Here is a 26,344-nt window from a genome sequence, read left to right on the forward strand (position 1 = left end):
ATGGGAGACGTTATTGATATATATGGTTTATCACCTTTGCAAAAAGGAATACTGTTTCATACTTTATACGATCAAGATGATGAACATTCTTTTTCCTATATTGTACAAGTAGGTTTCTTGCTCGGGGGGCAATTGGATGTTGATACTTTTGAAAAGGCTTGGGAATATGTTATTAATCGACATGAGGTTTTACGTTCAGTATTTGTATGGGAGGAAGTAGAAAAGCCACTACAAGCGGTTTACCAACGTCTTCCTTTTACTATTCATCAAGAGGATTGGAGCACCTATCCACATGAGGAAAGGGTGAAGAAATTACAACAGTTTTTGAATGTAGATCGTAGAAAAGGATTTTTATTGGATGAAGCACCATTGATGAGAGTCACTGCGATCAAAGAAGCAAAAGAGGAAACGAGAATTATTTGGACACATCATCATATTTTGCTAGATGGATGGAGTGTGTCATTGGTCTTTAGTGAAGTGATGGAAGTTTATCTCAAGATGATAAAGGGAGAATTATTGACTCTTCCTAAATCTCTTCCTTATAAAAAATATATCCAGTGGATAAATAAACAAGATCAAAGTCAAGCAGAGGAATTTTGGAAAGAAGAATTAAAAGGGTTCTATGCACCTACGCCATTAGCAATGGAAAGAAAGGATCAAGGACAAGAGAAGGGCTATGGAGAGTGTGTTTATCAAGTATCTGAGAAACTTACTGAGAAGTTACAAGAGTGGGTACGAAATAGTCGATTAACGTTGAATACGTTAGTACAAGGTGCATGGGCTTATTTGATGAGTAGGTATAGCGGTGACAGTGACGTCGTATTTGGCGTAACTAGCGCTGGACGTCCTACTGATTTAATGGGAGCAGAGAATATGGTGGGGCTATTTATTAACACATTACCTACCAGAATTCGATTAACGGATAATACATCAGTAGTAGATTGGCTTCGTAAAATACAAATGAAAGAAATGGAACGAAGACAGTATGAGTATAATTCGTTGATAGATATTCAAGGCTGGAGTGAGGTTCCGCGAAATAGCTCCTTATTCCATACCTTGTATGTGTTTGAAAATTATCCAATTCAAGGTGAGAGAAATGATGATTTAAGATTACTAGATGTTACAAGCACGGAACAAACAAATTATCCTTTAACACTCATTGTAATGCCCGGTAAGAAAATTACTTTAAAGTTGATGTATGATCGAAGCTATTTTAATGAAGAAACAATAAATCTGATTCAGAATCACTTATTGCAAATATTAATTCAGATGACGAAGAGCCTAGATTCAAAACTATTTGAAATTACTCATTTAACAGAAGAAGAACAGATACAGTTACTAGAGGAATGGAATCATACTCAATTTAATTATTCGGCTGAAGGCATGATTCATACGATGTTTGAGGAGCAAGTTAAAAAAACACCGGAAGCAATCGCGGCTAGTTACGAAAATGAACAAATTACCTATAAAGAGTTGGAGAAGCGTGCAAATCAGCTAGCTCATTATCTACAAAAGCATGGTGTAGGCCCAGAGTCTCTAGTTGGAGTATATATGGAACGTTCATTACAAATGATGATAGCGTTATTAGGTATTCTAAAATCAGGAGCAGCGTATGTTCCACTTGACCCTACTTATCCAGAGAGTCGACTTCGATATATATTAGAGGATGCTGGAATCGAAGTACTAGTGACGGAAGAGGATTCTAAAAATTTGTTTGTATCTGAAAATATAGAAACGATTTGTATGAATAAAGATTACACTGCAATTGAAAAAGAAGAATCAACCCCATGTATAAGTGGTGTAACAGGAGAAAATTTAGCGTATGTTATGTATACTTCAGGATCTACAGGGAATCCAAAGGGAGTAATGATTGAGCATCATTCAGTAATTAATTATCTAGAATGGATGCAACATAAATATCCGCTTTCTGAAAAGGATGTGGTCTTGCAGAAAACGCCATTCTCATTTGATGTCTCTGTTTGGGAATTGTTTTGGGGCATTCACGTTGGTGCAAGTGTATCTTTCCTACCTCCAGGTGGAGAAAAAGATCCTTCTATTATAGCTGAAGTGATTAAACAACATCAGGTTACTATAGTTCAATTTGTACCTTCGATGTTATCTGTTTTCTTAGACCACTTCAATCATATTGAATTGAACATGAATTGTTCGGCCGTACGCCATGTATTTTCTGGTGGAGAAGAACTAAGTTCAGGGTTGGTTAGACGATTTCAACAGAAATGGAATTATAGTGGACAAGTGAAATTAACCAACTTTTATGGGCCAACTGAAGCCACTATTTATGTGAATGCATTTGATATTCAGCCTAATCAAGAATTTGTTTCTATTGGGCAGCCAATACAGAACACGCAATTATATGTATTAGACCAAAATCAACGCTTGCAATCAATAGGAATTGAGGGTGAGTTATATATTGGTGGTGCTGGTTTAGCACGTGGATACTTAAATCGTCCGAATCTTACTGCTGAAAAATTCGTTTCGCATCCATATCGATTTGGGGAACGACTATATCGAACAGGAGATTCAGTAAGATATTTAACTGATGGGAATTTAGAATTTATAGGTAGAATGGACCACCAAGTCAAAATGCGTGGTTTTAGGATTGAATTAGGAGAAATTGAAGCGACTTTAGAAAAATGTTCGTTTATTAAAGAGGCTGTCGTATTAGTTAGAGAAGATCGTCCAGGTGATCAACGATTGGTTGCATATGTAATAAGCGATGGAAATACCGAGGAGTGGAGAGAGTATTTACAAAAACAATTACCAAATCATATGATTCCAGCGCACTTTATAGATTTAGAACACTTCCCGCTTACTCCAAATGGGAAAATTGACCGAAAGGCCTTGCCAGCACCTGATGAGCAAGCTATTGAAGATTTAAATGTGCTACCTCGGACGCCATCGGAAGAGCTTATTGCCTCGGTTTGGAGTCAAGTGTTAGGAACAGAAAATATTGGCATTCAGGATTCCTTCTTTGAACGTGGTGGGCACTCACTACTTGCTACTCAAATTGTCTCTAGATTGCAAGAAATGTTCCAAATTAAAATTCCATTACGTGAACTTTTCAAGCACGATACAGTGGAAGCATTGGCGAAACGAGTGGATCAGTTACGAAAAGAAGATAAAAAACGAGAGGTTGCTCCTCTTGTACCTATGAAACGAGAAGAAGTTATCCCACTTTCCTATGCGCAGAAACGTCTATGGTTTATTGATCAATTAATGCCAAATAGTGCTATGTACAATATTCATGCAGCGTGTCGCTTAACAGGTAAATGGTCAATTGAAGCATTGGAGGTCGGATGGAATCAATTGTTGGAGCGTCATGAATCATTAAGGACGACAATTCTAGAACAAGAGGGTGAACCTTTTCAACAGGTTCAATCTCATGTGTTCAGGCATATTCCTCAAACGAATCTAACAGATCTTTCTTTGGAAGATAGGGAAAGAGAAATGAAACGCCTTATTCAAAACGAGGCGGAGGAACCATTTCATTTTGGACAAGGTCCTCTGATTCGAACACGAATATTGAAAGTGGACAGGGAAGAATGGGTTCTCATTTGTACGATGCATCATATTATTTCAGATGGATGGTCAATGGGAATCTTACTTGAAGAATGGATGGCTTTTTATGAAGGAGCACTAACCGGAAAACCAGTGGAATTGAAGGAGTTATCTATCCAATATGCAGATTTTGTCATGTGGCAGAAGGAATGGCAAAAAGAGGAGAGTTTGAATCAGCATCTTCAATATTGGAAGGAAGAATTATCTGGGGAACTACCGGTTTTACAATTACCGATGGATCGTCCTCGACCTGCAGTTCAAACCCATCGTGGTGCAAGTCAGTCCTTAATAGTGGCGAATTCCTTACAGGAAAAGCTCAAAGATTTAAGTTTGCAAGAAGGATGCACTTTATTTATGACATTGATGGCAGCGTATCAAAGCTTCCTTTCTCGTTATACAGGACAGGACGACATTATAGTTGGAAGCCCCATCGCTAATCGAAATGTGAAAGAGATTGAGGGATTAATAGGATTCTTTGCAAATACGTTAGTTTATCGAGCTGATTTCAGTGGAAATCCGACGTTCCAAGAACTATTGTCGCAGATAAGAAAAAAAGCACTAAAAGCATACGAGTATCAGGACATCCCATTTGAGAAAGTGGTAGAATCCGTAAAACCTGAACGGAATACAAGTCATTCACCAATATTCCAAACTATGTTTACTTTACAGAATACGAAACAAGAGTTTCTTCAGCTATCCGAAAGACAAATGGAACTCATGGAAAGCTATGTTTCTGTTGCCAAATTTGATTTGAGTTTATTTGCTTCTGAGACGGAAGAAGGATTATCACTAACCTTTGAATATAATACTGATTTGTTTAATGATACAACCATTAAACGTATGGTAAATCATTTTGAACATTGGTTAAATCAAATTGCCTCTTATCCAAAATGTTTATTATCAGAATTGAATATGTTATCGAAAGTGGAATATAAGCAACTACTAGAGGAATGGAATGAATCAGCCGTTATAGATATAGAAGATAGTACGATTCATACAATGTTTGAAGAACAAGTGGAAAAAACACCAGAAGCAATTGCAGTAGTGTGCGAAGATGAAGAACTAACATATCGAGAGTTGGACGAACGCTCGAATCAGTTGGCACATTATTTACAAAAAAATGGTGTAACATGCGAAACATTGGTTGGGATTTGCGTTACACGTTCATCCGAGATGATTGTCGGTCTCTTAGGAATTATGAAGGCGGGAGGAGCATATGTCCCAATTGATCCAGCGTATCCGGAAAGTCGACTGCAGTACATTTTAGAAGATGCTCAAATAAAGGTACTGGTGACACAGGAAAAGTTACAACAAAAAATGGTTATACCTACATTCGTTAACGTCATTTGTATTGATCGTAATCGAGCAGAAATAGAACAAGAAGTTACTACGGTATGCACGAGTGAAGTGACGGGTGATAACTTAGCCTATATTATCTATACTTCAGGTTCCACGGGAAATCCAAAGGGAGTAATGATTGAGCACAGGAATACAGTAACAATGATTCATTGGGCGCATCATACGTATTCTCGAAAGGAATTAGCGGGAGTATTAGCTTCAACTTCACTATCTTTTGATTTATCTGTTTTTGAAGTATTTGTTCCCTTAACGATGGGTGGTAAGGTGATTGTCGCTGAAAATGCTCTACATCTAGACAAGTTGTCTACCAAAGGTGTGACTTTGGTTAATACTGTGCCATCGGCAGCAAAGGAACTGGTTCGAGCAAAAACAATTCCTTCTTCAGTAAAGGTAATGAATTTGGCTGGAGAACCGTTACCATATCCGCTTGTTCAAGATTTATACGAGAGAAGTACGATTGAGAAGGTGTTCAACTTATATGGACCGTCTGAAGATACTACGTATTCCACGTATATGGAATTAGAAAAGGGTGTCATGCATAGGGTACCACCAATTGGTAAACCAATCTTCAATACAGAAGTATATGTATTGAGTGCTGAACAAAAAATGGTTCCAATTGGTGTAGTTGGTGAGTTGTACATTGGTGGATCAGGGTTAGCACGTGGATATTTAAAACGCCCTGACTTAACGAAAAATCGATTTATACCGCATCCGTTTAAAGAAGACGAGCGAGTATACCGGACTGGAGATCTAGTAAGGTATTTGCCGGATGGAAATTTGGAGTATGTTGGACGAATTGATCATCAGGTGAAAATTCGTGGGTTCCGGATTGAACTAGGAGAAATCGAAGCGGTATTACAAAAGCATACATTAGTTAACGAAGCTATTGTGATGGTGCGGGAAGATTATCCTGGCGATCCACGTTTGATTGCCTATGTTGTAGGAGACGGGGATGCTCAAAAGTGGCGTGATTATCTCAAGGACCAACTACCAAATTATATGATTCCATCCTATTTTGTTGGATTAAATGCATTTCCACTCACTCCTAATGGAAAAATTGATAGGAAGGATTTACCAGCACCAGAGAAGCAGGAGATAGCGAGTTGTTATATTGCTCCTCGTACGTCTACGGAAAAAACAATTGTTTCGATATGGCATGAAGTTTTAGGCATAGAAAACATCGGAATTCAAGATTCGTTTTTTGAAATTGGTGGACATTCATTACTTGCTACGCAAGCTGTTTCCAATCTTAAAGAGGCTTTTGGAATCGAGATACCATTGCATGATTTATTTATGTTTCATACGGTGCAGCAATTGGCAGAACAGATTGATCAATTGCTCGATAACAAAAATCAAGAAATGCAGAATGATAGTAAGGAGAATATAAGCCTTCAAGATTATATTCAAAAAGAAGCAGAAGTGAGTAATGATGAAGAATTACTGGAACTGCTTAAGCAATTAGAAGAGTTATCAGAGGAAGAAGCACAAGGGATATTTGAGAGTAATTTGATTGAGGAAGGGGTAAAAAAATGAGAAGTGATTTACTTGCAAAGCTGAGTTCACTTTCTCCTGAGAAGAGAGCATGGCTTCAGAAGCAAATGCAAAAAAAGGAGAATAAAGAAGCACTCCCGTTGTCTTATGCACAACAACGTTTGTGGTTTATGGACAGATTTAACCCAAACAGTTCTTTATATAATATTCCAACCGTATGGCATCTAAAAGGAAATTGGATACCTGAAGCATTAGAGAAGGGATTCAATCGACTCATTGAACGTCATGAATCATTACGAACTGTTTTTAAAGAAATAGGAGAACAGCCTGTGCAACAAATTGTCGAATTCCTTCCTAGAGCATTACCTGTAAGGGATTACTCTCAACTTCCTCTAGAAGTAAAAGAAAAAGAGGTAGATAGTTTAATTGCGAGAGAAGCGCAAGAACCATTTGATTTAATGAATGGTCCTTTAATTCGTAATCAGCTTGTTCAATTAGAGAAGGATGAATGGTTATTACTGTGTACGATGCATCATATTATTTCTGATGCTTGGTCCATTGGTATATTCATGAATGAATTCCTTGCTTTCTATGAAGAAGAAACGGGCGGAAATCCTGCTAAATTAAGTTCATTATCTATTCAATATGCAGACTTTGCGAAGTGGCAAAAGGGGTGGTTGCAAGGTGATGTGCTAAATCGTCAGCTTACGTATTGGCAGGAAGAATTGTCTGGTGAGCTTCCTATCTTACAACTGCCAGTGGATCGACCTCGACCGGTTAAGCAGACTTACTCTGGGGCTGCGCATCATGTGATTTTTCCTTATAAATTGCTCAGTCAATTGAAGGATATAAGTCGACAAGAAGGATCTACTTTATTTATGACTTTAATGGCCGCATACCAGAGCTTTCTTGCTCGTTATACGGGACAAAAAGATATTCTAGTTGGTAGCCCGATTGCAAATCGGAACCATAAGGGAGTAGAAGGATTAATTGGTTTCTTTGTTAATACGTTGGTTTATCGATCAGATTTGAGTGGCACCCCTACTTTTCGGGAGATTTTGAACCAAACAAAGAAAAAGGCGTTAAAAGCTTACGAATATCAAGATATACCATTTGAAAAAGTGGTAGAAGCTGTGCAACCTGAACGAAGCATGAGTCATTCCCCTATATTTCAGACCATGTTTACGCTACAGAATATAAAACAAGAACGACTAGATTTGCCTGATAGAAGTATTGAAATGGTAGAAAGTAATATGTCTATTGCTAAATTTGATTTGAGCTTAACTGCCTATGAAGTGGAAGAAGGTCTATTCGTCTCATTTGAATACAACACGGATTTATTTGATAGTAGTACCATTGCACGTATGGCAGGACATTTTGAGAACTGGCTAAATGAAGTCACGTATCATCCAGATGAATCATATACAAAGCTGTCAATGTTATCGGATACTGAGCAAAAACAACTCCTAGAAGAATGGAATGATACGGACGTAGTTTATGGTCATGATTGTACGATTCATGAGCTATTTGAGCAGCAAGTTGCACGGACACCTGACGCAGTGGCGGTAGTTTATGAGGGTGGAAAGCTAACGTATCAAGAACTAAATGAAAAATCGAATCAATTGGCACATTTTCTACAAAAACGAGGTATCGGACCTGAATCATTGGTTGGTATATGTATTGAACGTTCTCCTGATATGATTATCGGTCTCTTTGGGATTTTGAAGGCAGGTGGGGCTTATGTCCCACTGGACCCAAGTTATCCTGAAAACCGCCTGAGATATATTTTGGAGAATTCACAAATTCAAGTGCTGTTAACAAAAGAGGCACTACAGGACTGGTTACCTAAAGATATTCAAGCAATTTGTTTAGACCGGGATCAAGTGATGATTTCTAAAGAGAGTAATTTAGCTCCGGTAAGTGGAGTAACAGCAAATAACTTAGCCTATATTATATACACTTCGGGTTCGACGGGAAATCCAAAGGGGGTAATGATTGAACATCATTCCGTTATCAACCGCCTACAGTGGATGCAGAAAAAATACCCATTGTCCGAGGAGGATACAATCCTACAAAAGACACCGTTTTCATTTGATGTTTCTGTATGGGAATTATTTTGGTGGTCATTTGTAGGAGCACGTGTTTGTTTACTTCCACCAGGAGGAGAGAAAGATCCTGCGGTGATTGAGGAGTATATTGAACGATATCGCGTGTCCACCATACACTTTGTTCCGTCGATGTTATCTACTTTCTTAGATTATATGGAACTATATAATTCGAAAAGGGATGTATCGTCTTTAATTCAAGTTTTTACTAGTGGAGAAGCGTTAAACACTGAGCATGTTCGCCGGTTTAAGGGGATCTTTTACAATGTTCAGCAAACAAAGTTAATTAACTTGTATGGTCCTACTGAAGCGACTGTGGATGTGACTTATTACGATTGTGATTTAGAAAAAGAAGCAATGATTATTCCGATTGGTCGTCCAATTGATAATACAGAGTTGTATGTGTTAGATCAATATCAACAAGTGGTCCCGATTGGTGTGGCAGGGGAACTTTACCTTGGAGGAGTAGGATTGGCACGTGGCTACTTCAATCGACCGGATTTAACTACTGAACGTTTTATTCCGCATCCTTTTAAGGACGGGGAACGATTATATCGAACGGGTGACTTGGTGAGATATATGAATGATCGTAACTTAGAATATATTGGAAGAATAGATAACCAAGTTAAAATTAGAGGATTCCGAATTGAATTGGGAGAAATTGAAGCAGCTTTACATGATCACTCATCTGTAAAAGAGGCAGTCGTGTTGGTGAAGGAAGAACGACCAGGAGATAAGCAGTTAGTAGCTTATGTAGTGGGTGAAGGGGATGCTGGAGAATGGCGTGAATATCTCAAGAAGCAATTACCACATTATATGGTTCCGGCATACTTTTTCCAAATTGAAGGTATGCCACTCACTCCAAATGGTAAAGTGAATCGGAAAGCATTATTGGAATTAGAAGAACAGTTCATAAGTGAAGATATTACTTCATCACGAACACCAGTGGAGGAGCTCATCGTTTCCGTTTGGAGCCAAGTGTTAGGAATAAAAAATATTAGTGTTCAGGATTCCTTTTTTGAAATCGGTGGTCATTCACTACTAGCTACTCAAGTAGTGTCACGTTTACAGAGAATTTTTCAAATCGAATTACCAGTACGTGAACTATTTGAATATACAACGGTGGAGTCACTGGCAAAGCGATTAGAACAGTTACGTAAAGGAGATAAAAAACGAGAGATTCCGCCACTAATACCAATGAAACGAGGAGAAGCTATTCCACTATCTTATGCCCAACAACGTTTATGGTTTATTGATCAATTTACACCTAATAGTGCCCTTTACAATATGCCAATGGTATGCCGTCTTACAGGGAATTGGCTACTTGAAGCATTGGAAACGGGATGGAATCAACTAATAGAACGTCATGAATCACTGCGGACGGTCTTTCAAGAGGTGAATGGTCAACCCGTACAGCAAATTGAACCGTATGCTTTTCAATCAATTCCGAAAACGGATTTAACTATGCTTTCTTCTGAAGATCAAGAAGAAGAAGTTAAACGTTTAATTCAACAAGAAACAGAAGTACCATTTGATTTAACAGAGGGTCCATTAATCAGGACAAGTATTTTGCACGTGGGAGAGGAAGAATGGATACTCCTTTGTACTCTACATCATATCATTTCAGATGGATGGTCAATGGGAATCCTACTTGAAGAATGGATGGCATTTTATGAGAAAGCAACGGATGGAAAGGTAGCGGAACTTGAACCATTACCGGTTCAATATGCCGACTTTGCTCAGTGGCAAAAAGGATGGTTAAAGGAGGAGGTGCTTGATCAACAACTCCAATATTGGAGGGAAGAATTGTCTGGGGAGCTTCCTGTACTCCAACTTCCTGTGGATCGCCCGCGTCCTGCAATACAAACTCATCACGGGTCGACATACACTATGGTTCTGCCAAGCACGCTACATGATAAATTGAATGAACTTAGTCGAAAAGAAGGGGCTACGCTCTTCATGACGCTTTTAGCTGCATATCAAAGCTTTCTATCTCGTTATACGGGACAAGAAGATATTTTGGTCGGAAGCCCAATTGCGAATCGGAATTATAGAGAAATTGAAGGACTAATTGGTTTCTTCGTTAACACGCTGGTTTATCGAGCTAATTTGAGTGGTAGACCGACATTTCAAGATGTACTGTATCAGGTTCGTCAAAAGGCATTGAAGGCGTATGAATATCAAGATATTCCATTTGAAAAAATTGTAGAAGTTGTGCAACCGGAGCGAAGTACAAGTCATTCGCCAATTTTCCAGACTATGTTCATCTTGCAAAATATGAAACAAGAGTTACCGGTGTTATCTAGTAGAAGTATTGAAATGATAGAAAGCCATAGTCCAATTGCAAAGTTTGATTTAAGTGTAATGGCAGTTGAGACGGAAGAGGGATTACTTTTTACTTTTGAGTACAATAAGGATTTATTCAATGCTACTACTATTGAACGGATGGCAGGACACTTTGAGAAATGGCTACATGAAGTTTCTCATCGCCCACAAAATCCGTTGCATGATCTGAGCATGCTATCAGAACCCGAGCGTACTTTGTTATTAGAAACATGGAATGACACTGTAATAGAAATGTCTCATCAGGGTCTTATTTGCGACAAATTTGAGGAGCAAGTAGCAAGGCGTCCTGATGCGATTGCGATAGTTGATCAAACAAAACAGTGGACTTATGGTGAACTGGATACACAAGCAAATCAGTTGGCAAATGTTTTACAGCGAAAGGGAGTAGCCCCAGAGTCAGTGGTAGGGGTTTATCTTCCGAGGTCAGCTGAGCTAATGGTAAGTTTACTAGGCATTTTAAAAGCTGGTGGAGCTTATGTCGTTTTAGATCCGTTGTATCCAAAATCAAGGTTAGAATACATGATTGAAGATGCAGGGATTCAATTTGTAGTGACGGCGGAAGGACAAGAAGGCCATTTCGCACACGTCGAAATGGTGAGGTTAGAAGAATTAACGGTGGAAAGCGTAATCGCACCTACACGTCAAATAAATCCAGAGAACTTAGCCTATATTGTTTATACCTCTGGTTCTACAGGAAAACCGAAGGGTGTCATGGTTGAATATCGCTCATTAATGAATATGGTTTCTTGGCATCAGGAAGTTTATCATATTTCAGCAGAGGATCGTGCGACTCAGATTGCAGGGGTTGCTTTTGATTCGGCTGTGCAGGAGATTTGGCCGTATCTAACTGCTGGCGCAGCACTCTACTTGTCAACAGAGGAACTGAGAATTAATCCAGAAGCACTAAGGGACTGGCTCATTGATTCACGAATAACAGCTAGCTTTGCACCTACGCCTATTCTGGAAAGGCTCTTGAAATTATCTTGGCCAGATAAAACGGATCTTCGTTTTATCATTACTGGTGGGGATCAATTAACGCAGTACCCATCTAACGATATTCCTTTTGCGGTAATTAATCAGTATGGTCCATCGGAAAATACCGTTGTTACCACAGATTGTTATGTACCTGTAGGAGTGACAACAGGTACGCCATCGATTGGTCGACCGATTGCAAATACAGAAGTTTATGTGTTAGATTCTCATCTTCAGCTAGTACCAATTGGCGTAATTGGAGATCTCTATATTGGAGGGAAGAGTCTTGCACGTGGATATGCTAATCGTCCGGATCTTACAAAGGAAAAATTTATTCCACATCCTTTCAAGTCAGGAGAACGTCTCTATTATACAGGAGACAAAGCAAGTTATCTTTCTGATGGTAATCTCCAGTTCCATGGACGTATAGATGACCAAGTAAAAATTCGTGGTTTCCGGATTGAATTGGGAGAAATAGAAGCTGTTTTGCAGGCACATTCTTCTGTGAAAGAAGCAGTTGTATTGGTACGAGAGGATAATCAAGGTGATAAGAGATTAGTAGCTTATGTAGTTGGTGAAGGAAGTGTCCATGAATGGCGAGAACATCTACAAACACATTTACCAAATTACATGGTTCCAACAAACTTTATTGAGATGGAATTTTTACCACTTACACCGAATGGAAAACTTGATTTGAAGGCATTGCCTATACTTAGTGAACAATCCGCTGAAAATACTGTATACCCAAGAACTCCGCTGGAAGAACTTATCGCTTCAGTGTGGAGTCAAGTGCTAGGAATAGGAGACATTGGTGTTCAAGATTCTTTCTTTGAGCTTGGTGGTCACTCTCTACTTGCTACACAAGTGGTCTCGCGCTTACAGGAAGTCTTTCAAATCAAATTGCCAGTACGTGAACTGTTCGAATATTCAACGATCGAGGCATTAGCGAAACGAATGGATCAGTTACGTAAGGGGAATGAAAAACGAGAAATTCCACCATTGGTGCCGATGGAACGTGGAAATAATATTCCACTATCTTATGCCCAACAGCGCTTATGGTTTATTGATCAATTTGCACCTAATAGTGCCCTTTATAATATGCCAATGGCATGCCGCCTTACAGGGAATTGGTTACCTGAAGCATTGGAATTGGGATGGAATCAGTTGATAGAGCGTCATGAATCTTTGCGGACTGTATTTTATGAAGAGGATGGCCATCCTGTGCAGCAGATTCAACCGTACGTTTTCCGTCCGCTTCTGCAAATGGACTTAAATAAGCTTTCATTAGAGGAGCGAGAAAGAAAGCTGGAGCAATGGATTCAAACTGAAGTCGAATCTCCATTTGATTTAGAACAAGGGCCATTATTCCGTGGGAAACTCATAAGAATTTCAGAAGAAGAATGGGTTCTTCTGTGTAATATGCATCATATTATCTCGGATGGGTGGTCGATGGAAATCTTGCTTCAAGAATGGATGGCATTTTATGAGAATGCGATTGGTGAAAAACAAGCAGAGCTGGAACCACTACCAGTTCAATATGCCGATTTTGCTCAGTGGCAAAGAGACTGGTTGAAAGATGAAGTACTATATCAACAGCTTGCATATTGGAAGGAAGAATTATCTGGTGAGTTACCAGTCTTAATGTTGCCAATGGATCGTCCGCGTCCGCCAGTGCAAACCCATCATGGATTAACTCATAATGTTTTGTTGTCACGCTCATTACTGGATAAATTAAACGAACTAAGTCGTCAAGAAGGGGCCACACTTTTCATGACCTTATTGGCATCGTATCAAAGTTTCCTTGCTCGTTATACGGGACAAACGGATATTATTGTTGGTAGCCCAATTGCAAATCGAAATTATCGAGAAATTGAGGGGCTGATTGGTTTCTTTGTCAACACTTTGGTTTATCGAGCTGATTTAAGTAATGCACCGGCATTTCAAGAGTTGTTATCTCAAGTACGGATAAAAGCATTGAAGGCGTATGAGTATCAAGATGTTCCGTTTGAGAAAATTGTAGAGGTTATCCAACCTGAACGAAATACAAGCCATTCTCCGATTTTTCAAACCATGTTTACTTTGCAAAATACGGGACAGAAGCTACCAGAATTACATGGAAGAAATATAGAAGTAATGGAAAGTAATGCTCCGATCGCTAAGTTTGATTTAAGTTTAACTGCTGCAGAAGTGGAAGAGGGTTTATTACTTACTTTTGTTTATAGAACTGATTTATTTGACAGCTTAACTATTGAATCCATGGCTGAACATTTTGGGAACTGGTTGAATGTAATCGTGGAGAATCCTGATAAATCATTAGCTAAGTTGCCTATATTATCAGGATTACAGCAAAAACAGTTGGAAGAGTGGAATAATGGTGCTGTAGCATATCCACAGGAAAGTACAATTCATCAGCTGTTTGAAGAGCAAGTAAATCGTACACCTGATGCGGTAGCAGTGGTAGATGAAAAACAGCAGTTAACGTATCGAGAGCTGAATGAAAAAGCTAATCAATTGGCCCACTATCTTCAGCAATGCGGAATTGGGAATGAATCATTGGTTGGACTTTGCTTTGAGCGTTCAATTGAGATGGTTGTTAGTATTATGGGGATTTGGAAGGCTGGAGCAGCCTATGTTCCATTAGACCCATCATATCCAGAAAGTCGCCTACGATATATTTTGGAGGACACTGGAATTCAAGTATTAGTTACGAACGAGTCATTGAAAGATTGGATACCTAAAGAAATCAAGATAGTTTGTCTAGATAGGGATCAAACAATGATTTCGCAAGAAAGCATTCTTTCACCAAAATGTGAAGTAACAGGAGAAAACCTAGCGTATGTTATCTATACTTCGGGATCGACAGGGAACCCAAAGGGTGTCTTGATACAGCATCATTCTGTAATAAACTTGTCGCATGGTTTACAAAAAGAGGTTTTCGAAGATGAGATACCATCTAACATGCATGTCGGTTTAAATGCGTCAATTGCATTTGATGCATCTATTCAGCAATTACAAATGCTGCTTTATGGTTCAAGTTTGTATATTATTCCAAGCGAAGTACGAAGTGATCCGGAGCAGTTTGTAGCTTATATTAGGGAGAACAAGTTAGAAATCTTTGATATAACACCTTCATTGCTTCAATTACTTATAGATGTCGGATTGTTAGAAACGTGCGATGGCGTTCATGTTCCAAGTAAGGTACTGGTTGGTGGTGAAGCAATTATGCCGTCATTATGGGAACAGCTAGTAGAGACTGATAAAATCCAGTTTTATAATGTATATGGTCCTACAGAATGTACGGTTGATGCAACATGCTATCATATCAAGAAAGATAGTAAGAGAGTAACAATTGGACGTCCATTGCCTAACATCCAAACTTATGTATTAGATAGAAATAGGTTGCCAGTTCCAGTTGGTGTAATGGGGGAACTTTATATCGGAGGAGCAGGTCTAGCAAGGGGGTACTTGAATCGTCCAGAGTTAACATCCGAACGATTTATTTCTCATCCATTCAAAGAAGGCGAGAGGTTATATAGAACAGGTGATCTTGTGAGATATCTTCCTGATGGTAATATAGACTACTTAGGAAGAATGGATAATCAAGTGAAGATTAGAGGATTTCGAATTGAACTTGGAGAGATTGAGTCGACTTTACAAGAGCATGACTTAGTAAAAGAGGCAGTTGTAATGGTTAGGGAAAATCAGTCGGGAGATAAGAGGCTGGTAGCTTATGTAGTGGGCGAAGGCAGTTTAGAAGAATGGCGAGAGTATCTTAAAACAAAACTGCCAATCCATATGATACCTTCCTACTTTGTCGAAATGAAAGAATTACCGCTAACCATAAATGGAAAGATTGATCGGAAATCGTTACCTATACCAGATTATCAAGGAACACAAGAAGGATACGTGGCCCCAAGAAATGAACGTGAACATAAGCTTTCTATCATTTGGGAACGTGTGCTAGGTTCAAAACGTATTGGTATGAATGATAACTTCTTTGAAATTGGTGGAGATTCAATTCTTAGCATTCAGATTGTCTCGCGCGCGAAGCAAGTTGGTTTACAATTGACACCAAAACAAATATTTGAACACCAAACAATTGCTGAGTTGGCGCAAGTAGTCAAAGAAGAACAAGGTGTACAAGCTGAACAGGGAATTATAACTGGAGAGACGATACTTACACCTATTCAGCAAAGGTTTTTTGCACAAAATCATCCTAACCCACATCATTGGAATCAATCCATGTTCTTTAGAACGAAAGAGAAATTGGACATAGGATCACTGGAAAAGGCGGCAGGTAACCTTCTACTTCATCATGATGCTCTGCGTTTAAGATATGAACGTTTACCTAATGGGGTTTGGAAACAGTGGAATGAAGGAATAGAAGAACAATTGATGCTTACTGTCATTTCATTAGACGAAGTGCCGGAAGCTGATTGGCATCAGGTTATTCAAAAAGAGATTAATATTGCACAAGAAAGTTTGAATTTACATGATGGTCCGCTAATGAGAATGGTGTATTTTGATGAAGGTGAGCACGCTGGCCGATTATTTTGGACAATTCATCATTTAGCCGTGGATGGTGTTTCTTGGCGAATTTTATTGGAAGATTTGCAAACAGCATATACGCAAGTAGTCCAAGGGCAGAAAATTCAATTACCTATGAAGAGTACATCTTTTAAAGAATGGTCGGAGAAATTACATCATTACGCTGAAACTGGCCTATCAAAAGAAGTGCTACATTACTGGGAGGAGCAGGCTGAACAAGACGTAGTTAAATTGCCGGTAGATGGTACTATAAGTAATCCAGTAAGCGCAGTAACTGAGGAAATTACTGTGGTGTTAAATGAGAATGAGACCCGTATGTTATTGCAAGAGACTTTAAGCACTCACCGTGTCCAAATCAATGAAGTATTATTAGCAGCATTAGTACAAGCTACGGCAGCATGTACGGGGCAGCCGATATTGAGCGTAGATTTAGAGGGACATGGTCGAGAAGAGATTATTGAAGATGTTGATTTATCGAGAACTGTGGGATGGTTTACAAGTATTTACCCAGTTCATTTAAATATTACTAGTGCTAATACGCCAATTGAAGCATTAAAAGCAGTTAAAGAACAAGTTCGCAAAATTCCTAATAAGGGTGTTGATTATGGGGTGTTGCGTTACATGAACGCAACAATGTGTGAGCAATTAAGCTCCCAATATACACCGTCTATTAGTTTTAACTATCTTGGACAATTTGACCAAATGTTTTCTAGCGATGCAATGTTTATTCCGGAGAACGAATTTAAGCGTTTAGATCATGCTGCCGGTTCCAAGCGATCGCATGTAATTGATGTAATTGGGGTTGTAACGGATGGAAAACTTCAGTTCACTTGGGTATACAATGTTGGACAATTTTCCAAATCAACGATTCAAAGTATTGCACAGAATATGCTATATCAACTGAGTACATTGATTCAATTTTCAGATAGAGAATCTGCACTGACCATTTCGGATTTTGCAATGGCTAATCTTGGCCAAGAAGGTTTGACAAATGTACTAAACAAAATGCATCGCGGAAAGAACAATCAGATTACTGATTTATATCCACTATCACCTTTGCAAGAAGGTATGATTTTCCACACATTGCATGACCAAGGGGATGAACATGTTGCACCGTATATAGTGCAATTGAGTTTTATGATTCGAGGAAAAATGAATATTCCTACATTTGAGCAGGCGTGGAAATCTGTAATTCAGCGGCATGAAATTTTTCGTACAGGATTTGTATGGGACGAAATTGAAGAACCTGTACAAGTGGTGTATGAAAATATCCCATTTAAAGTGAATAAAGAAGACTGGCGTACAATGACAAGTGAAGAGATAGAGGAAAAAAGAAAAGTCTTTTTGGCATTAGATCGAAAACAAGCCTTCCAATTTGATGAAGCACCATTGATGCGGGTAACAGTCATTCAAGAAGGTGAGGAAGAATATCGGATTGTTTGGACCCATCACCATATTTTACTGGATGGATGGAGTTTACCATTAGTATTTAATGAATTACTTACAGTCTATCAGAAGAGAATGAATGGAGAAGCTGTGAAGTTACCTAAGTCCTCACCATATAAGAAATATATCCAATGGTTAAGAGAGCAAGATAAGGAGCAGGCGGAACAATTCTGGAGAGAGAAGCTAAAAGGTTTTACTGCGCCAACTTTGCTGGGCTTAGAAAGTAAAGAGGAAGAAAAAGGTTACACAGAGAAGGTTACGTATTTATCAGAAGAGCAGACTCAAGCGTTACAAGGATGGGCGAAACGCAATAAACTTACTTTGAGTACAGTAATTCAAGGTGCATGGGCATATCTCATGAGCCGATATAGTGGAGAAAATGACATTGTTTTTGGTGTAACAAGCTCAGGACGTTCTACGGAGATTATTGATGTTGAAAACATCGTAGGTCCTTTCATTACAACGTCACCGACGCGAATTCAATTGATGGATGATATAAAATTAATAGATTGGTTGCAGAAGATACAAGAGGAAGAGATAGAAAGAAGACAATATGAGTATGCTTCTTTGACAGAGATTCAGGGGTGGAGTGAAGTTCCTAGAGGAATACCGCTGTTCAATAGTTTATATGTGTTTGAAAATTATCCAGTGAAAGAGGAGTCTTCAGAAAATCTGGAAATTGGTGAATTGGAAGGGGTAGAACAAACCCACTACCCATTAGGGTTAGCTGTAGTTCCAGGAATCCAGTTATCGTTAAAGTTAATGTATGACCGTAGTAAGTTTAATAGAGTAACCATTGAACGAATGCTGGGTCATTTACACAAAGTGTTAATGCAAATGCTCAAAAACATTGATCAAAATCTATCGGAGCTAGTATATATTACGGAAGCTGAACAAAGAAAGCTATTGGAAGAATGGAATAATAATACTATATCCTATCCACGTGAGAATGCAATTCATCAACTATTCGAAGAGCAAGTAAATCGTACGCCTGACGCGTTGGCAGTGGTAGATGAAAAACAGCAACTAACATATCGAGAGCTGAATGAAAGAGCTAATCAATTAGCCCATCATTTACAGAAATGTGGAATTGGGACAGAGTCATTAGTTGGCCTTTGCTTTGAGCGTTCAGTTGAGATGGTTGTTGGTCTCATGGGAATTTGGAAGGCTGGAGCAGCCTATGTTCCATTAGATCCATCGAATCCGGAAAGCCGCCTACAATATATTTTAGAAGACACAGGAATTAAAGTGTTAGTTACAAATGAAGTATTACTAGGCTGGATTCCTAAAGACATTAAGACAGTTTGCCTAGATAGGGACCAAGCAATGCTTTCTCAAGAAAGCAAACTTTCACCAATATGTGAGGTAACAGGGGAAAACTTAGCGTATGTTATCTACACTTCTGGTTCGACAGGGAATCCAAAGGGAGCTTTAGTACAGCACCATTCTGTAATAAACCTATCATATGGTTTACAAAAAGAAGTTTTCTCACATGAGATACCTAGTAATATGCGCGTCGGTTTGAATGCATCAATTGCCTTTGATGTATCTATTCAGCAATTACAAATGCTGCTTTATGGTTCAAGTTTATATATTATTCCAAGTGAAGTTCGCACTAATCCAGAACAATTTGTGTCCTATATTAGGGAGAATAAATTGGAAATGTTTGATATGACACCTTCATTACTTCAATTACTAATAGATGGAGGATTGCTAGAAATAAGTGCTGATGTTCATGTACCAAGCAAGATATTGGTCGGTGGTGAAGCAATCATGCCGTCATTATGGGAACAGCTAGTAGAGACTGAAAAGATTGATTTTTATAACGTATACGGTCCTACAGAATGTACGGTTGATGCAACATGCTATCATATCAAAAAAGATAGTAAGAGAGTAACAATTGGACGTCCATTGCCGAACGTTCAAACTTATGTATTGGATAAAAATTTGTTACCTGTTCCAGTTGGTGTAACAGGTGAGCTATATATTGGGGGTGCAGGTATAGCGAGAGAATACTTGAATCGCCCAGAATTAACAGCAGAGCGATTCATCTGTCATCCATTTAATGAAGAAGAGCGTTTATATCGTACGGGAGATTTGGTTCGTTATTTACCTGATGGTAATTTAGATTACTTGAGAAGAATTGATAATCAAGTGAAAATTAGGGGCTTTCGTATTGAACTTGAAGAGATTGAAGCGAGTATAGAGAGGCATCCATTGGTAAAAGAAGCAGTAGTTTTGGCAACAGAGGATAAATTAGGAGAGCAGAGATTGGTTGCTTATGTAGTTGGAGATGGTAGTATGCATGAGTGGCGTGAGTATCTCAAGACACAAGTACCAAATTATATGGTTCCCGCACACTTTATTAAGGTAAACGAGATTCCTCTTACAACGAATGGCAAAGTTGATCGAAAGGCATTGAACAATTTAACTATTCATAGAGAAAATAACTTCTCTACACCAATCATTCCAAGGGATGAAATTGAATATCAGTTGATTAAAATCTGGCAGGATGTGTTACAGATAGAAGATGTCTATGTAAATGATGATTTCTTTAATAGAGGAGGACACTCTCTCCTTGTAATTAAATTAGTTTCAAAAATTAGGGAGAAGTTTGGAAAAGAGATTAAGGTTTCAACATTGATTAAGAATCCAACATTGGAAGGAATCGCATGCCTTATTCGTGATAAGCATGATATGACGAAATCAGTAGCAGCGCTAGTTCCACTACAAGAATCAGAAAAAAGCCCTTTCTTCTGTGTTCATCCGTTTATGGGGAATGTATTCTGTTACATTCAACTAGCAAGATTACTTAAGAACCATTGTTCATTTTATGGTTTACAGAATCCTCTTATAGAAAAGGAAGAAATTGATGAATTGACCTTGCCGGAACTAATTCAACTTTACATTGAAGAAATCAAACGTGTTCAGCCAGAAGGCCCATATCGTCTTGGAGGATGGTCTTTAGGCGGTGCAATTGCTTATGAAATCGCAACTGTGCTAAAGAATCAAGGTGAGGAAGTTGAGTTGTTGATACTAATGGATACTAAAGTACCTTCAGAGCAAGATCGTAAAACAAGGGAGGATATGCTCTCATATATATCTGAACATTTCATTCCTAGAGATCTTACTGAGCAGGAAGAAGGGCTCGTTCATAAGCAAGATATGCTTGTGGAGCGATTAATTATGGAAGGAGTACTCCCGCCTGATGCAAATCTTATGAATTTGAAGCAAGTTATCAATGCTCATAGGAAATGCCTGAACTTAATGGCAGAGAATGATTTGATACCATACTTTGGAGAAGTTATCTACTTTAGTGCTGAGGAAGGAAAAGAGTTGTTTACAGATTGGGGACCTTTATTAAAAGGAAGAGTAAATAGGTATTCAGTCCCTGGATCACATGAGGAAATAGTAGACTTCCCCGCAGTTGAAAAGATAGCTAAGTACCTATTAAATGAATTTGAAGGGATAAAAGAAACATCCCTTTCATTAACTGAAAAGTAGAGAGTGCAAAAGATGCAACGCTATGAATGAAAAGGGGAGACCAATAACTGCAAATAAAGTGTAGGCAATAATGAATATATCAAGAGTATTAATTTTTAAGAGGATAATGGAAAATTTACTTGATAGAGACATAGAAACCTATATGAGTTGCTCATAGAATGATGTAAATCCTCTCTATTTTTTGTAATAGAAACTAATGCTTTGATGATATTATTGAGGAAAGGTGTATATTTTCATTGATATGTAAATATGCACCTTTTCTATTGTATTTGCAATTTAATAAAGTTAATTTGAATTTATGTAACGCACATATATGAAGCCATCTTTAAAAAAAGGAAGTGATTTATCATACACATTCAAGCTGTGAAAATACCAAAGAATATTGAAAGTCATTTGTTTAAGCAACTTAGTAACTTGGTTTCAAATGAGAAGAAAGAACGAATGAAGCGTTTATTAAACTCATGCGACGTTAATAGGACACTGATAGGGGATTTACTAATCCGATCTCTAATCTGCCAAAAGTATAAAATTAATAATGAAGAAATTAGATTTAAATATAATGAGTATGGAAAACCTTTTGTTGAAAATTTTTCTGACTTTCATTTTAATCTGTCACATTCAGGAGAATGGGTGGTTTGTACTACTGCTAATTTTAATGTGGGTATTGATATAGAAAAGGTTTCAGAGATAGAGGCGCTTAAATTAGCAAAAGAATTTTTTTCAGCGGATGAATTTTATGATATATCTAATATGAATTCTGATGAACAAATTAACTATTTTTATGATTTATGGACATTAAAAGAAAGCTATATAAAAACGATTGGAAAAGGGCTTTATACCCAATTAAATTCATTCTCTATAAAAAAAGAATCACGAGCTTTAATTTTATACAAGAATATACCTAAGAATTTTTACTTTAAACAGTATAACATTGATCCAAATTATAAGTTATCTGCTTGTGCAACAAGGGATGAATTTCCGCAAGAGATAATAATTAAAGACATTTATGCAATTTTCCAAAAAATATACAAATTTGAAAGTAAGGAGAAAATCAATGCAGAAGACTAAACTTTTTTGCTTTCCACATGCTGGAGGATCTGCTTTTAGTTACGCAAAATGGAAAAATTACTTTAATCCATATATTGAGGTAGTTCCGATAGAGTTAGCTGGTAGAGGATATAGAATTGAAGAAAACTTGTACCAAAGTATGGAAGAGGCAGTAAATGATGTCTACAATAAAATAGTTATGCAGATAGATGATTCGCCCTACATTCTATTCGGGCATAGCATGGGAAGTTTGATCGCCTATGAAGTAGCCAGAAAAATAAAAGATTCTAAAAACGTATCGCCTGAATTTCTTGTTTTGTCCGGTAGAAATCATCCAAATAGTAAAATAAAAAATATCAGACATAATCTTTCTAATGAGCAATTTAAAAGAGAAGTTATTGCAATGGGAGGTACACCATCTGGGGTACTGCAATCAGAAGAATTAATGGAGATTTTTCTCCCTATTCTAAGAGCAGATTTTAAAATCGTTGAGACGTATATTCATGACAAAAATACACAACCATGTGATATTGATTTTCTTATATTTAATGGGGAAAATGATGAATTTACTACATATGATCAAGTAATAAAATGGGAACGATACACAAGTAAAACGTGTACTTTTCATTCTTTTGAAGGTAATCATTTCTTTCTAAATGAAAATATTGAAGAAATAGCAAATAGTATTAAAAGAAAGTTAGATTCTAAAAGATTATCAAATAGTTTTTAGTTTTTTAAGTATACTCATAGCTAACAAAGAAAAATATGAAAGATGAAAAATACAGGCATTGCTGAAATTTTATTGAATATATGCATAGAATCCTAAACGAACTGTTTAAAGGCAGAGACTCTAAGCAAAATGTATATGAATTAACTTTAGTTTAAGTTGGCTTTACCTATAATACCATTTAGAGTCTTTATTATACTTAGTACAAAGTACATAACAGTTAGGGATGCTGTATGTAAAGCTAATGAATATGTGAAGTGAAAAGGCCGACTCTTATAATTATGAGTGGGCCTTTTGGTTTTATGGATATCAAATTAGTGAGCAACATTTCAAAGCGTATCTTGTGATATAACTAAGTAGATTTTTTTAAACAAGGGGATGATGAGATGAATAAATTGAAGGGGAAAATTGCATTAGTAACAGGGGCTAGTAGAGGGATAGGTCGAAGTATTGCCTTACATTTGGCACAGGCTGGTGCGTTAGTCGTTGTTCACTTTAGTAAAAGAAAAGAAGAAGCAGAAAGTGTAGTGGATAAAATTAAAAAAGATGGCGGTTCCGCATTTGCGATTCGTGCAGACTTAAGTACTTTTAATGGCATTAATAAATTGTATTCAATGATGGATCAATCTCTTCAAAAATATATAGGTGATACTACATTTGATATCCTTGTAAACAACGCTGGAATTGGGCAGGTGTTAACGATAGAGGAATCTACGTTTGAAATATATGTAATGTTTAGATACCTAAAGGAGTCTACGTTTTTTAGTAGGGTCTTTCTAGCTAATGATAAGGTACCAGCAAATAAACTATTTTGTCTAATTGACAAATAGAAAGTTTACATAACGTTTTTCTGGTAAATAATTATGAGTCAAATAGTGTGATCAATTAAGTTATTTAGTCCTAAATCATAAGATTTTAATACAAAATACTATAATTTGATTAATAATAGTAGTGAAAAAATATTAAATATATCTAAGTTTTAAAGCGAATATTAGAAACCGGTGTACCGCATTCTTATTTCAATAGCACATATGCAAGTATTAAAGTCCAGAACTCATCTGGTAGCGTTATGTACAATAAGGAAATTATGGGAAATAGACAACAAAATGCTGAAACGCAAACAGTACCTGTAAAAGAGGGAGATTATATAGAATTTACTCATATAGGAGGGGAAGCAGCAAAGGAAAAAACACGCGCGACTTTAACTAACCTTGAGAATGGAAAACAGGAATATATCGGAAAGAAAAGAACATATGGGGTTACATCTACAGGATTAATAAGACAATAAACGTATAAAAAAGTTGGGGAAATCCCCAACTTTTTTATACGTTTTAGTCAAGAAGATTCCTTCTTCAAGGAATGCGAAGTGAGTAGGTAGAGGTAAATTGGCTTCGAATAAGGTATGGCAGGAAGCTTTATCAATAAGTATGCAAATATTTAAAAAACTAATTTTTATACAAAAAGTGTATACTTACGACAAAAAAATTTACCTTAACCAACAATTTTGCTTTTAGTAAATTTAAGGTGTGTAATTAATATACATTTTTCGAGGAAAACGCAGAATTCTGTCAAATTATCTTCATTTACATGACTGTGAACGTGGTATAAAAATGAAGCATATCCAAAATTATTAAAGGGGCTGAAAAAATGATTAAAAAACTTATTATTGGTTCTGTTGTTTTAGGAACAGCAATAGGAGTAAGTAAACCTACATTTGCTTCAACAAATTATTCTCCATCACAGTTTCAAGATAGGGGAGATGCCCAAGTTCAATCAATACCATCGCCATGGCAGTATTTAGGGCAAACCTCTAGGGAACTTCAAATTAAAACTAAGGATCCAAAAGTGCTTGCTTTTGAATTAGCAAAAGAAGCTCCATTTTACGAAGATGAATTAGTGGATGTGTGTTTTGCAATCTTAAGAGAAAATGTAGATGTAGTATATTGGACAAGTAAGGAATGGGCTAGATTTGAAGTAGGAAATTACGAGTTTAAACATGAAATGAAAATTTATAGAGATAAAGAACGTCAGCAATTAATTACTTCAATAGAATCATAAAAAAAGAAGCTATCTTTAGTAAGATATGCATCCAATAATGTAGACAGGAAAAGAGAGCACATAAAACTGTTGCGATATTGGAAAGTAAACTAAAAAAACAAGTATAATTACTTGTTTTTTTAGTTACAGTAATTATTTAGAAGGCTTAGCTTGTATATGTTCACATATATTTATTGGATAACCATAATCCTCTCTATACTATGATTGGGATACAAAAGCTAGAAAGGTATCAATCCATTTATTCTTAAATTGAATTACCATTCCTCCGTCATGGTAGGTTTCGTTATATTTTGAAAAAACACTTCACAAACAATATGTATTACTTTATGGGAACATTATTAAATTTGAACGATATTAACAATGCTTTGTTGATAATTAGCTAAAAAAGTATTGTACGATTAAATGTATTGTGTTACATTTGTGTTACAAGTTTGTTGCAAAATGTTATAATTATTTCTATATCATTTCCTTTTGTTTCCTTAATGTTACGAAAGGTATAGATGTTTTATGTGTATAGGAGTGTGTGTAGTAAAGAGTCTGAGTTGAAAATACGTGCACACTTTAAATTTCCTTTCTGTCTGAATGAAGAAGACTACCAACTAATTAAAGGGTTCAAAGTAACAACTTTAAATAGAATGTGCTTCCTTTCCCACACACAATTGAGTACATATTTAAAGTACAGCCTAGTTGCTACACTGACTCTTGTACATATAAACATTAAGGTGAAATAGAGATAAGGATTTATTACATAATAAGCATTACTTAGCTAAACGTAAAAATATTATCTGTGCATTTTTATGAAATGTTAAAATGTCTAGATGATATTTTTTGAAGATTTCTTGGATGTGTTTATGAATAAAAATTTCTAATACTTAATGATTCTCTACTACTGCAATATCCAATAATTTATGTAATAGGATTTATAAGGTGTATGTACATTCACTTATATAGGGAAAATGAGGTTTTTCATATGAAGTATAGTTATAAAGTGTTTATATTTATTTGGACAATTATTTTATTGTTTTTTCTGCTTTATTATGGTTACAGTGAAATTTCCGAAAACGAGCAAGTGCCAGTCATAACAATCAAACAATAAAAATAAGAAATACTACAAAAGCAAAACATAATAAAAATAGATACCCGAAAATGTTTAAGAACAGGA

At 37.0% G+C, this 26,344-nt stretch carries 5 protein-coding genes and 3 pseudogenes; 7 read left to right on the plus strand and 1 reads right to left on the minus strand.

Translation table 11 applies throughout. The features are described from left to right. The 7 genes and pseudogenes from AC22L0_RS08270 to AC22L0_RS08300 all read left to right on the plus strand — a co-directional run bounded on the left by AC22L0_RS08270 (position 1) and on the right by AC22L0_RS08300 (position 25,182). Positions 1 to 6,471, plus strand: coding sequence for a non-ribosomal peptide synthetase (locus AC22L0_RS08270; RefSeq protein WP_087967825.1), 6,471 nt, complete (start codon positions 1 to 3; stop codon positions 6,469 to 6,471). Then, positions 6,468 to 21,350: a non-ribosomal peptide synthetase gene (locus tag AC22L0_RS08275; protein ID WP_087967823.1), complete on the plus strand. Its 14,883-nt coding sequence runs from the start codon at positions 6,468 to 6,470 to the stop codon at positions 21,348 to 21,350. Before AC22L0_RS08270 ends, AC22L0_RS08275 begins: the two co-directional genes overlap by 4 nt. Before the next feature lie 363 nt (positions 21,351 to 21,713). Continuing rightward, positions 21,714 to 22,418: a 4'-phosphopantetheinyl transferase family protein gene (locus AC22L0_RS08280; protein WP_000701220.1), complete on the plus strand. Its 705-nt coding sequence runs from the start codon at positions 21,714 to 21,716 to the stop codon at positions 22,416 to 22,418. Next, complete coding sequence (locus AC22L0_RS08285; RefSeq protein WP_001172949.1) at positions 22,405 to 23,127, plus strand: thioesterase II family protein; 723 nt, start codon at positions 22,405 to 22,407, stop codon at positions 23,125 to 23,127. The genes AC22L0_RS08280 and AC22L0_RS08285 overlap by 14 nt, the downstream gene beginning before the upstream one ends. A gap of 383 nt (positions 23,128 to 23,510) precedes the next feature. After that, positions 23,511 to 23,852, plus strand: a pseudogene (locus AC22L0_RS08290) (SDR family NAD(P)-dependent oxidoreductase); the annotation flags it as partial. A 251-nt stretch (positions 23,853 to 24,103) separates the two neighbouring features. After that, positions 24,104 to 24,412 (plus strand): annotated as a pseudogene (locus AC22L0_RS08295) (putative mucin/carbohydrate-binding domain-containing protein); the annotation flags it as partial. A gap of 359 nt (positions 24,413 to 24,771) precedes the next feature. Next, on the plus strand, positions 24,772 to 25,182 hold the full coding sequence (locus tag AC22L0_RS08300; protein WP_000592189.1) for a hypothetical protein: 411 nt from the start codon (positions 24,772 to 24,774) through the stop codon (positions 25,180 to 25,182). Between the two features lie 198 nt (positions 25,183 to 25,380). On the opposite strand, the pseudogene AC22L0_RS08305 reads toward AC22L0_RS08300, so the two are convergent. Beyond that, positions 25,381 to 25,467 (minus strand): annotated as a pseudogene (locus AC22L0_RS08305) (DUF2278 domain-containing protein); the annotation flags it as partial. Positions 25,468 to 26,344 lie beyond the last annotated feature (877 nt).

It is taken from the genome of Bacillus sp. LQ01, from assembly GCF_057624735.1.